At 45.5% G+C, this 12571-nt stretch carries 8 protein-coding genes; 2 read left to right on the forward strand and 6 right to left on the reverse strand.

The window, feature by feature from the left end:
* Positions 1–4 precede the first annotated feature (4 nt).
* From FO447_RS11725 to pckA, 5 genes are all read right to left on the reverse strand, one after another.
* Complete coding sequence (locus FO447_RS11725) at positions 5–2641, reverse strand: BamA/OMP85 family outer membrane protein (RefSeq protein ID WP_200756467.1); 2637 nt, start codon at positions 2639–2641, stop codon at positions 5–7.
* Between the two features lie 51 nt (positions 2642–2692).
* Positions 2693–3445, reverse strand: coding sequence for an isoprenyl transferase (locus FO447_RS11730; protein WP_181992728.1), 753 nt, complete (start codon positions 3443–3445; stop codon positions 2693–2695).
* Positions 3442–4158: a DUF6089 family protein gene (locus FO447_RS11735; RefSeq protein WP_153087301.1), complete on the reverse strand. Its 717-nt coding sequence runs from the start codon at positions 4156–4158 to the stop codon at positions 3442–3444. The genes FO447_RS11730 and FO447_RS11735 overlap by 4 nt, the downstream gene beginning before the upstream one ends.
* Positions 4113–5471 (reverse strand): DUF6242 domain-containing protein, encoded by a 1359-nt coding sequence (locus tag FO447_RS11740; protein ID WP_200756468.1) that lies wholly within the window; start codon positions 5469–5471, stop codon positions 4113–4115. Before FO447_RS11740 ends, FO447_RS11735 begins: the two co-directional genes overlap by 46 nt.
* A gap of 200 nt (positions 5472–5671) precedes the next feature.
* Complete coding sequence (pckA, locus tag FO447_RS11745; protein WP_118151705.1) at positions 5672–7285, reverse strand: phosphoenolpyruvate carboxykinase (ATP); 1614 nt, start codon at positions 7283–7285, stop codon at positions 5672–5674.
* Positions 7286–7682: 397 nt separating this feature from the next.
* On the opposite strand from pckA, the gene upp reads away from it, so the two are divergent.
* Positions 7683–8342 carry a uracil phosphoribosyltransferase gene (gene upp / locus FO447_RS11750; RefSeq protein ID WP_022121512.1) on the forward strand — a complete coding sequence of 220 codons (660 nt, stop codon included), beginning with the start codon at positions 7683–7685 and terminating at the stop codon, positions 8340–8342.
* A gap of 585 nt (positions 8343–8927) precedes the next feature.
* Here upp and FO447_RS11755 read toward each other — a convergent pair.
* Positions 8928–10589: a nucleoside kinase gene (locus FO447_RS11755; protein WP_118151711.1), complete on the reverse strand. Its 1662-nt coding sequence runs from the start codon at positions 10587–10589 to the stop codon at positions 8928–8930.
* A gap of 171 nt (positions 10590–10760) precedes the next feature.
* Between FO447_RS11755 and FO447_RS11760 the strand changes: the two genes are divergently transcribed.
* Positions 10761–12470 carry a Na/Pi cotransporter family protein gene (locus tag FO447_RS11760; RefSeq protein ID WP_022121509.1) on the forward strand — a complete coding sequence of 570 codons (1710 nt, stop codon included), beginning with the start codon at positions 10761–10763 and terminating at the stop codon, positions 12468–12470.
* The last annotated feature ends 101 nt before the right edge of the window (positions 12471–12571 follow it).

Below are 12571 nucleotides of genomic sequence, written 5' to 3' on the forward strand. Positions count from 1 at the left end.
ATTTTTAGAATTCCTGACCTAAAATGAAGTGGAACTGGCTTCCACCCTTCTTATATGAGCTACCATTCCATACAGTATCGAAACCGTAGGCCCAGTCAATACCCATCAGACCAACCATAGGCAAGAAGATACGTACACCGACACCGGCACTACGTTTCATGCTGAATGGGTTGAACTTCTTGGTTTCATACCAGGCGTTACCAGCCTCTACGAAGGTCAAACCGTAAATGGTTGTGTTACCTAAGAGGAATGGATAGCGAAGCTCCAATGAGAAGCGGTCGTATGCATAAGCATAGTAACCGGTTGTAGGACTGTAAGATACAGAACCATTCTCATAACCGCGGAGTCCGATTGTTTCCTCACCATAATATGATGAGTATCCACTCATACCGTCACCACCCACATAGTAGGTCTCGAACGGACTCTTCTTATACTTGTTATAAGAACCGAGCAAACCGAGTTCTACACGGGTCATCAATACGAAGCATTTCTGACCCTCTGTGAGTGCAGTATAAGTCTTTGCCTTGAACTTCCACTTATGGTATTCAATCCATCTGTACTTCTCCTGCTGCTCAGCAGAATAGGTTGGCGACTTAGAATCGTTGGCAAGATTCTTGTAGTCCTTGTTGTCGAACGCACTCCATGGTGGAGTAAGGTTGACACTTGCCTCAACCTCAGAACCACGACGTGGGAAGAGTTGGTTATCGGTTGATGTTCGGTTCAATGCGATGGTCAAGTTCAAGTTGTTCGCATTACCGTTGGTCATCAACATATAGCTCCAGTTCTTCATCATGTAGCGCTGGTAAGCCAACTGTACAGACAAGGTGAAGTAATCATCCGGCCAACGGAGGCGCTTACCCCAACCGAGGCTTACACCCACCATCTGGATATACTTGTCTGGATCGTAATAATTCTCGTAGTTGTTATAGTAACTAGAACCATAGCCATATAAGTAACTCTGATAGTTGTACATGGCTGCACTATTGTAATAGTTGCTTGACACGTCGGTACTCTTACTGTAGTATGCACCTACGCTGAACTGGATAGGGCGCTTACCGCCAAACCAGTTGGTAGAGTAGCTTACGTTATAGCTCTGGTAGTAGGTACCATTGGTCTGTGCACCGATACTCAGCACCTCACCATCACCGATAGGCATGATACCACGATGCTCCTTGTTCTTGTTGAAGAGGTTTGCCATAGAGAAGTTGTTGAGTTTCAAGCCCACACGTCCGATGACACCCGTCTGACCCCAACCGAGCGAGAACTCAATCTGGTCGTTACTCTTCTGCTCCAGGTTCCAGTTTACATCAACCGTACCATCTTCAGGATTAGGCTTTACATCCGGGTTAACCTTCTCAGGATCAAAGTGTCCCATAGAAGCAAGCTCACGAGCCGAACGCATCAGAGCATCCTTAGAGAAAAGGTCGCCTGGCTTGGTACGAAGCTCACGACGCACTACGTTTTCGTAAAGACGGGTATTACCATTGATACGTACATGGCTCAGATAAGCCTGAGGTCCCTCTGTTACGCGCATCTCCAAGTCGATAGAGTCGCCATCAATATTGATTTCAGTCGGTTCGATACGAGAGAACACATAACCATTATTATAGTAGAGGTTAGAAACAGCGTCATCATCTTCATTCAGGCGCTTACCCAATATCTTCTGGTTATATACATCGCCCTTCTTCATACCGAGCAATGCTTCGAGATAAGCTGAAGAGTAAACGGTATTACCAGCCCAGGAGATGTTACGGATATAGTATTTCTTACCTTCATCTACCTTGATGTAGATATTAACGTGCTTCTCATCGAAGTTGCTCACGCTATCTTCCAGAATCTGAGCATCACGGAAACCATACTCATTATATTTGTCGATGAGTTTCTGCTTATCTTCCTTCCAACGCTCAGGAGTAAACTTCTTCGACTTGAAGAAAGAAGCGAATTTACCAGCCTCATGCGTCTTGGCAAAAGCACCCTTCGAGAAGACTCCACCCTTAATCTTGCGGTCAGAAAGCTGTTCGTTTCCATCAATAGTTATCTGATGTACCTTGATTTTTTCTTTCTTGTCAACAACAACATCCAGGATTACCTGTCCCTTGTTGGCAACATCATCGCGCTGGTTAATCTGGATTTCAGCGTTCTTGAAGCCCTTATCATCGAAATACTTCTTGGCGAGGATCTTGGCACGGTCGAGCATATTCGGAGTTACCTGAGTACCCTTTACCATACCCAACTTCTGCTCCATATCTTCACGCTCGCTCTTCTTCAAACCAACATAGTTGATATTAGAGATACGTGGACGAACCGCAAGATAGATATGAAGATAAAGCTTCTCACCTACGATAGAGTCGGCAGCGATAGCCACCTTTGAGAAGAGTCCATGTTTCCAGTAGCGCTTTACGGCATTGGTAATCTCGTCGCCAGGCACAGTAATCTCGTCGCCCACACTGAGGCCTGAGATACCTGTGAGAACATAGTCTTCGTAGCCCTCAACACCCGAAACATTGATACCACCAATCTTAAGGGTACGAGGTGTACCTGCATACGAGATGTCAGGATTTACGATTTTATCTTGTGCCTGAATCTGCATGCATGCCATTACGCCGAACAGCAGGATGAAAATCTTTTTAAATCTATTCATTTATACCTTATTATATATAATATGATTTTTCTATGCTTGTATGAGGTTTGCCTATTTCTCCTCCTCTTCCACCTGTGCCTCGGTTTTTCCAAATCGACGTTGGCGGTTCTGATAACTTGCTATTGCCTTATGCAGATCTTCTTCATTGAAGTCTGGCCAGAAGGTATCACAGAAATACAACTCTGAATAAGCTATCTGCCAAAGAAGATAGTTGCTGATACGGAGTTCACCTCCTGTACGTATCAGAAGTTCTGGATCTGGCATGAAACTGGTCTCAAGATGCTTTTCGAAGTTCTCCTCTGTCAGTTTATCCTCTATCTGCTCATAGGTTGAACCTGACTCCAATGCTTCTTTTACCATTTTCTTTGTAGCATTCAGGATTTCCCAACGTGAAGAATAGCTCAATGCTACAACCATAGTCATAGCATCGTTCTTCGCAGTATGGTCCATGGTCTCCTGAAGCTTGTCCTGCACCTGTTGTGGCAGGCGTTTCAAATCGCCTATCACACGGAAGCGGACATTATTCTTCATGAAGATTTCATCTTCGAGCGAAGTCAGTACCAGTCCCATCAAGGCAGCAACCTCATCGGCCGGACGGTTCCAATTCTCTGTAGAGAAAGTATAGAGGGTGAGATATTTTACCCCCAACCTGGTACACTCCGATGTAATTCGGCGCACGGTTTCTACTCCAGCCTGATGGCCGTAGCTACGCTCCTTGCCCCGTTCTGTTGCCCAGCGACCATTGCCATCCATAATGATAGCGATGTGCTCAGGAATCCTGTTCATATCTAAGTTGTCCATCATTCTTCTTTATTACAAGTTTTACATTTTGCACTGAAACTATAGGTCACCGAAACGGCTATGGTAGAATAGCAGTCGGTATTCTTGAAAATGCCACTGCTCTTTACCCAGTAAGGGTCTTTCACGCCATCCAGTTCATCGCTAAGCGAGAAATGGAAAGTCCAGGCCAGTCCCAAGTTCAACCTTTCGTTTACTTTATATTTTGCGCCGATGCCTAAAGGCACGTTTGCTGTAAATACATTTTTTTCGTTACCTTTTACATAGGTTGCTCCCAGGCCACCCAGTATATAAGGAACCAGGCGCTGGGCTCCGCGATAGTCTCTGCCTGTTCCGTAGGGCCAGAAGTTGTACTCGAACACCAGATTCATATCCACCAGCGTATGATTGAAACTATAGGGATTCTCCGCATAATCAGGATAGAAAGTATCCACATTCGCCGAAGAACCTTTTATTTTTCCAAAGCCCACGCTCAGTTTCAAATCCTTGTAGGGGTCGAAATTGTATCTTCCCACCAGGAAACCGGCAGGTTGCATGTCGCCAAGCACATTTCCGTTAAAGTCGCCTTCATAGGTCATCACCCCCACACCGGCACCTATCTCCATGCGATATTGCGGATCGTCCTGTGCACGAACCGCAATACAGCCCAAAGTTAAGAAGGCAAGCAGGATGATTAATCTTCCTTGCTCCAGCCATCTATATTGAAACGTCCTCTCCATACGTATCCGTTTCTGATAATCCAATAATAATGTTGCTTGTCACGGCAGAAAGCAAAACGGGCAGCAGTACTAAACTCACCAGGCAAAGCCACCTTCTTGTCATGAGTCCAAGTCAAGCCGGCATCCTGGCTCTTATACCATTTGCCGTTACTGCCTAAAGCAACGAAGCCTGTATCGGCAGCACAGGTAATTACCTGATCCAGCCAAGGCATCTTTCCACTTTTATTTTTTTCGATTTCCAGATAGTTCCACTGTCCGTCTTCATTTGCATAGTCAACCGTGCGCAGCCATGTGGTGGCAACCGTATCATTCAAAGCCTTGTCGCGAGTACCCAGCAGCATTACGTTCTCTACATCCTTAGCAGAGAGTACGCCAGCCACATTCATTGAGATATTCTGTGTTGGCAAATAGTCAGCATCTTTATCAAGTTTCTCTGCCTCCCAGCTGGCACCCTTATCTTTTGAAACAGAGATACCTGTAGCTGTATAAGCATAGAGATACTTGCTGCTTGCACCAATGAGCTGCTTGACATCTGCATTTCCAGGAACCAATGTCCATGTTTCAGCATCGGCAGAAGCATAAACTTTGCCGCCATCTGAGATATAGAGTTCGCCATCCAGCGCTACTGCACTCTGGTAAGCGTCACTACTTAAGCTTACGTTCATCATAATAGATGACCAGGCGCTGCCATCATTGATGGCTGACTTCAGCACCTTAGTACCCTCGGCAGTCTTGCCGAATACATAGATGTCATCACCACAAGCTACAGCCTTCAAATCAGAGAATGCTGCCAACTGACTGTTGTTCTGAGCCAGCTCATGCCACTTAAACTCATAAGGCAACTCCTTATGTACGTTTACGGTAACCTTATACTCGGCATAGGCAGAGTAGTCACCGCTGTAAACTCTAATAAAGCGAGGCTTTGAGAAGTTGATGGAATCAGAGCTTGAATAGTATGCTGCGACAGAATCAGTCTTGTTGATATCCATCAGGAGAATAGGGCTGCTATTCTTGCTGCTGATAGTAGCCAATATGGCAGTATCCCTCACCCCGCAAGGCAAGGAATCTACATTATAAATCAAGCGTTGTGCCTGATCTATGTAAAATTTATAGTCAGAGCCCGTCACATTAGCCTTGAGCAAGGTATCTTTACCTGCCTTCGTTTTGGTATATCTGTCAAGACTACCCAACGAGAAAGCCGTGATGGCTGTATCATGTGTATATTCTACTGTTGTTTCATCGCTGCTCAAGCAAGAAGAGAGCGAGAGCGTAGCTGTAATCAGCGCTATGAAAGCAAAAAACTTCCTTTTCATTCTATCCTATTTTATTTTTAGCTGCAAATTTACTGAGAATTCTTTAAAAACTCGACCTTTTCTCCTTATTATTATGCAAATTATTCATTTTAGGCGCATTTTTTAAGTTTTTTAGTGATTTCGAGGCGTAAAAACGAAGAAATCCCGCTTCTCTTGCGAGAAACGGGATTCCATATTTAGTATAAATTCGAAATGTCGAATTAGAGCTGTGGACCAGCAGCAACGAGAGCCTTACCTGCCTCGTTTGTCTCATACTTCTTGAAGTTCTTGATGAAACGAGCAGCCAAATCCTTAGCCTTCTCCTCCCACTGAGAAGCATCAGCGTATGTATCACGTGGATCGAGAATCTTAGGATCTACGCCTTCCAACTGTGTAGGAACTACGAAGTTGAAGAATGGGATAGTCTTTGTAGGAGCTGCGTCGATTGAGTGGTCGAGGATAGCGTCGATGATACCACGTGTATCGCGGATAGAGATACGCTTGCCTGTACCGTTCCAACCTGTGTTAACCAAGTATGCCTTAGCACCAGACTTCTGCATCTTCTTTACCAACTCCTCAGCGTACTTAGTTGGGTGCAACTCCAAGAATGCCTGACCGAAGCAAGCAGAGAATGTTGGAGTAGGCTCGGTGATACCGCGCTCTGTACCAGCCAACTTAGCTGTGAAGCCAGAGAGGAAGTAATACTTAGTCTGCTCAGCGTTCAAGATAGATACTGGTGGCAATACACCGAATGCATCTGCTGAGAGGAAGATAACCTGCTTAGCAGCTGGACCCTGAGAGAATGGACGCTGGATGTTCTTGATGTGGTAGATAGGATAAGATACACGAGTATTCTCGGTAACAGTCTTATCTGCGAAGTCAATCTTACCATCCTTAGCTACAGTTACGTTCTCGAGGAGAGCGTCACGTGTGATAGCACCGTAGATATCTGGCTCAGACTCCTTGTCAAGGTTGATAACCTTAGCGTAGCAACCACCTTCGAAGTTGAACACACCCTCGTCGTCCCATCCGTGCTCATCGTCACCGATCAACTTACGCTTAGGGTCTGTTGACAATGTAGTCTTACCTGTACCAGAAAGACCGAAGAAGATAGCAGTGTTCTCACCGTTCATATCTGTGTTGGCAGAGCAGTGCATAGAAGCCATACCCTTCAATGGCAAGAAGTAGTTCATCATAGAGAACATACCCTTCTTCATCTCACCACCATACCATGTGTTGATGATAACCTGCTCCTTAGAAGTTACGTTGAATACAACGGCTGTCTCTGAGTGGAGACCCAACTCCTTCCAGTTCTCAACCTTTGCCTTAGAAGCATTGTAAACGATGAAGTCTGGCTCCTGATCGAACTCAGCCTCGTTCTGAGGACGGATGAACATATTTGTTACGAAGTGTGCCTGCCATGCTACCTCAACGATGAAACGTACCTTCATACGTGTATCCTTGTGTGTACCGCAGAAACCATCTACTACGAACAACTTCTTGTTAGAAAGCTCCTTCTTAGCGATCTCCTTAACGGCGTTCCATGCCTCTGGAGTTGCCTTGTGGTTATCGTTGTGATACTCCTCAGAATCCCACCATACTGTGTCGTGAGATGTAGCATCGTCAACGATGAACTTGTCTTTAGGAGAACGACCAGTGTAAATACCAGTCATTACGTTAACTGCACCGAGCTCAGTCTCCTGACCAACCTCAAAACCCTCGAGACCTTCCTTAGTCTCCTCATTGAACAATACCTCATAAGAAGGATTGTAGAGAACCTCAGTTGTACCTGTGATTCCGTACTTTGCTAAAACTGACTTATCAAACTTTGCCATTTTATTTTAAATGTATTTAAGTTGTGAATAATTTCTCTTTACCTTATTTATCTTGGTTGACAGAAGAAATCATCATTCTCCCAAAACCGCCGCAAAGTTACGAAAAATATGTTTTATAGCAAAGATTCTTAGGTATTATTCTTTCTTTTTAAAAGCTTTTTAGGTTAAAGAACTTAAAAAAAGCCGATTCGACCGACAATTGCCACGTTGACTTTGCAAAAAATCTCTGCTTAGAGAAAAACAAGCAGAGATTTACACCTATTTTATATATAAGAGTATATTTGAAGGAAAAATAAGATAGTAACATGTTCTTTCATTCCTCCAGAGAGAAAATAATTGCCCAAACATTTTGCCGTTTCCGAGATTTATTATATCTTTGCAGAAAAACTACAACTATATGAAGATAAATAATCTGAGCGAGCACAATTGCATCATCAACCGCTATCTGGCAGAGATGCGTGACTGCGATTATCAAAAGAACCGATTGCTCTTCCGCAACAACATTATGAGAATCGGTGAGTATGAGGCCTTTGAAATATCAAAGACTCTTAATTACGAAAAGACTGAGGTGACTACACCACTCGGTGTGGCCCAGGTCAATCTTCCTACCGAAAAGATTGTCATCGGTACTATATTCCGTGCCGGACTTCCTTTCCACGAAGGTTTCCTCAATATTTTCGACCACTCTGGCAATGCCTTTGTGAGTGCTTATCGCGAGTATACCAACAAGGAGCATACTGAGGTGGGCGTACATATCGAATACCTCGCCACACCTGATCTTACTGATAAGGTGCTCATCATTGCCGACCCTATGCTTGCCACAGGTATCAGCATGGAGATGGGTATGAAGGCTTTCCTCACCAAGGGCAATCCTAAACATATCCACATTGCCTGTGTTCTCGCTGCACCTGAGGGCATTGAGCACATCAAGAAGACTTTCCCTGAGGACAAGACTACTATTTGGTGTGCCTCTATTGATGAGGGCTTGAACGAGCATAAATATATCGTGCCAGGATTCGGCGATGCCGGCGACTTGTGCTATGGCAGCAAGCTCTAAGCCGCAGGCTTTATAAATTCGTACGCTTTATAAAAAGTATAGCAACTCTACTCTGAAATACTCTTCACTCTTCACCTTTCGGCCCGAAACCCCTGTGTTTATCGGCATTCCGAGGGGTGAAGAGTTATTTTTATCTCTTCACCCACTCTTCACCACTCTTCACCGACAGACATAAAAAAGACTGAACTTTCGCATGCGGTTCAAGTACGGGCTGAAGGTCCAAAAGCTCCTAGCCCAGGGCGTGTGGGGCAAAACTTACGAAAGTTCAATTAAAAAGAGGTACAAGACCGCTGCAACAGAAGGTGAAGAGTGGTGAAGAGTGGGTGAAGAGTGCCTGAACACTCTTCACCCCTCGGAATGCCCATAAACACTAGGGATTCGGAGCATTTGGTGAAGAGTGAAGAGTTTTTCGTCTATCGCATAAAAAAGAAAATCAGACGTCTAAAAGGAAATCAGACAAACCCATTTCCGAGGACTGTTAAAGACAAACAGCCGACTAGCGGATAAGGCGCTAGTCGGCTGTCCGGCTTCTGCCAGTTGGCTGTCCTACTCAAACAGCCAACTTATCTCCGAAAGATAAAACCTTTAATAATGGAACGAGCTTCCACCCAGGAACTCTCGCAGAAGCGAAGTAGGCGGCAGATTATTATAAGGTATACCCTTGAAGTATTTCAGGAACTTAAGCAACCGGTAAGCCTCAGCATATTCCTCGCAATTCTCCGGAACCTGCTGCAGCAGCGGCTCTGCCTGCATCTTGATTACAGCCAGCTCATAAAGCATCGCCGTATTGAGCATCGCATCGGCATTCTCCTGGAACGGGAATATCCACTTGTTCTCACCCGCCCTTACCGAAGGCCAGCGATGAATGGTTTCCTGGGCAGAGACACCACGATATTTGTTATCGCGGATGATACGGCGGAGCAAACGGTTGTCTGTTGTCGGGATATAATTGTGATTATCCAGAAGAATCGTGGTCAGTGCCGAAGCATATACTCTGAAGATCTGCTCCTGCGGGATGTGGGCCGTCAGCTCTGGGTTCAATGCATGAATGCCCTCTACCACCAGCACATTGTTATCGTTCATTTTCAACCTGTTACCGCTCTTTTTACTCTTTCCGCTCTGGAAATCATACTTCGGCAATTCCACCTCCTCACCACGGAAGAGGGCGTTGAACTGCTCGTTGATCAGGTCAAGATCCAGGGCATAGATGCTCTCATAATCATATTCGCCCGAAGCATCCTTCGGCGTTTTCTCCCTATCCACGAAATAATCATCGAGCGAAATCTGGAGCGGTTTCAATCCGTTTACGGCAAGCTGTATGCTCAGGCGCTTGCACGAAGTGGTCTTGCCTGAAGAAGAAGGACCTGCCAGCAGCACCAGTTTCACGCCCTTGCGGCTGGCAATCTCCTCAGCAATCTTGGCAATCTTCTTCTCCTGCAGCGCCTCGCTGATATTGATGATGTCGGTAGCATGATTGGCATCTATCGCCTGGTTAAAATCGCCTACAGTCCTGATGCCCAGGATACTCTGCCAGCGATGATGCTCCTTGAATATCTCAAACATCTTGTCCTGTCGGGTCATTTCGCCCAGCACATCCGGGTTCTTGAGCGAAGGAATGCGCAGGAGCATGCCATCATAATATTTCTCCAGCCCGAAGAGATAGAGCTGCGAGGTATTGGTGAGCAGCGTGCCGTAGTAATAATCTACATAATCACCTATTTTATAATAAGTAGTATAGATAGAGCCCGATGTCTTGAGCAGTTTCACCTTCTCAACATCCCCTTTCTCCTGGAACAGCGCAACTGCCTCTTCGGTAGGCACGGTGAAGCGGCGTATCGGCATTCTGGCATCGATAATCTCCTGCATGCGACGGCGGATGATGTTCACATCTTCATCTACAACAGGTCTGCCCAGGCGGATATCTACGTAGAAACCATTCGATACGGGGATATCAATCACCACATCTGTAGCAGGATAAATGTCCTGTACCGCCTTGCAGAGAACAAAGAAGAGGGTACGGGTATATGCACGCGAACCGGATGAAGAAGTCATATCAAGGAATTCTACATCTTTAGAATTATAAACACGATAATGCATGCCTTCAACCTTGTTATTTACCCTTGCCGACACCGGTCCGTGGGTCATTTTGAGGTCAAATGCAGAAAAAATATCAAAAAGTGTGCTTCCGATTTCTACTTTCTGAGATTTTTTATTATTTTTGCAACGGATTTGAATTACTTGTTTCATTTGTATTAAAACTATGTTACAAAATTAAACTAATCTACCCGCTCTCGAAGCCCCCGAAGGTGCTTTTTGAGCATCGGCTTACTCTTTTTAGAAGAGAGACGCCTACAGAGTGTAAAGTTACGAAGAAATTCGGAAACTTGATGTATTTGACAACATTAATTAAGTTATTATATGTCGATTTGGATATTTTTTAAGCTTATTGGAGCACTCGCCCTACTGATGTTCGGTATGAAGTCCATGAGCGACAGTTTGCAGAAGATGGCAGGACCACAGCTCCGCCATGTGTTAGGAACAATGACCACCAACCGTTTGACGGGCATCCTCTCGGGTACGCTCATCACCGCAGCGGTGCAGTCTTCTACAGCCACAACGGTGATGACCGTATCATTCGTGAATGCTGGTCTCCTTACCCTAGCCCAGGCTATCTCCGTTATCATGGGCGCCAACATCGGAACCACGCTCACCGCATGGATCATGAGTGCCGGTTTCTCGTTTAACATCACAGATTTTGTATGGCCGGCGTTCTTCATCGCCATCATCCTGATTTACAGCAAGAAGCGCAAGATTATCGGCGACTTCATCTTCGGTATATCCTTTATGTTTCTCGGTTTGGGTACTTTACGACAAACCGGTATCGACATGGATCTGGCTCATAATCAGCCGGTTCTTGAATTCTTTGCAAGTTTCGATCCTCACAGTTTCCAGACTACCATCACCTTCCTTATTATTGGTAGTATACTCACTATGTGCGTGCAGAGTTCGGCAGCCGTCATGGCGATTACGATGATTCTCTGCTCTACCGGCGTATTGCCTATCTATCAGGGTATTGCGCTTGTGATGGGTGAGAATATCGGAACAACCGTAACCTCCAATGTAGCAGCGCTCACCGCCAACACCCAGGCCCGGAGAGCGGCGATGGCGCACATGGTATTCAACATCTTCGGTGTGCTTTGGATACTCTGCATATTCCACCCGTTCATCCATCTGGTTTGCGGCTGGGTAGGTTTCGACGATGCCATGGAGAAGACTGATCCTCATTTCGTAGCCAATGCAACCAAGCTATCCTTTGTGCTTGCCGCCTTCCATACCACCTTCAACCTCGCCAATACCTTTATCCTGGTATGGTTCATTCCACAGATAGAGAAGCTGGTATGCAAGATTATCCGTCCTAAGAAGAATACCGATGAGGACGACTTCCGCCTGCGCTTTATCCAGAGCGGTATCATGAAGACACCGGAAATCTCTGTCTTGGAGGCACAGAAAGAGATTCATTGCTTTGCCGAGCGCATCCAGCGCATGTTCGGCATGGTGAAGACGCTTCTTGGCGAGACCAATGAAGAAAAGTTTGTAAAACTCTATAGCCGCATCGAGAAATACGAGGGTATCTCTGACAACATGGAGATAGAGATTGCCAAGTATCTCGACCAGGTGAGCGATTCTCATCTTTCTGACGAGACCAAGGCAAAAATCCGCGCCATGCTCCGTGAGATTTCTGAGATAGAGAGTATCGGTGACAGCTGCTTCAACATCGCACGCACGCTGAACCGCCGTTTCAAGGGCAAGGAAGACTTCATCACTTCACAGTATGAGCACATGCACCAGATGATGGAACTTACCGACAATGCCCTTACCCAAATGAACATCACCCTCGTAGGTCATAAGGGAGACAACGATGCCAACCTCTCTTTCAACATCGAGAACGAAATCAACAACTATCGCAATCAGTTGAAGAGCCAGAACATCAACGATGTAAACAACCATCTCTATACCTACGCCATCGGTACCATGTATATGGATATCATCCAGGAATGCGAGAAGCTCGGCGACTATGTAGTAAACGTAGTAGAGGCCCGCATGGGTGTAAGACAGCATGAAGCTTAGAGAGAGTTTAAAGTTTATAGTTAACAGTTTATAGGGCATGAAGTTCATTAGTGGGCTTCATGCCCTATCTTTATTTTCTACCTATATTAAATAGGACAAAC

Origin of the sequence: Segatella copri (genome assembly GCF_015074785.1) — a bacterium.
Classification (GTDB): domain Bacteria; phylum Bacteroidota; class Bacteroidia; order Bacteroidales; family Bacteroidaceae; genus Prevotella.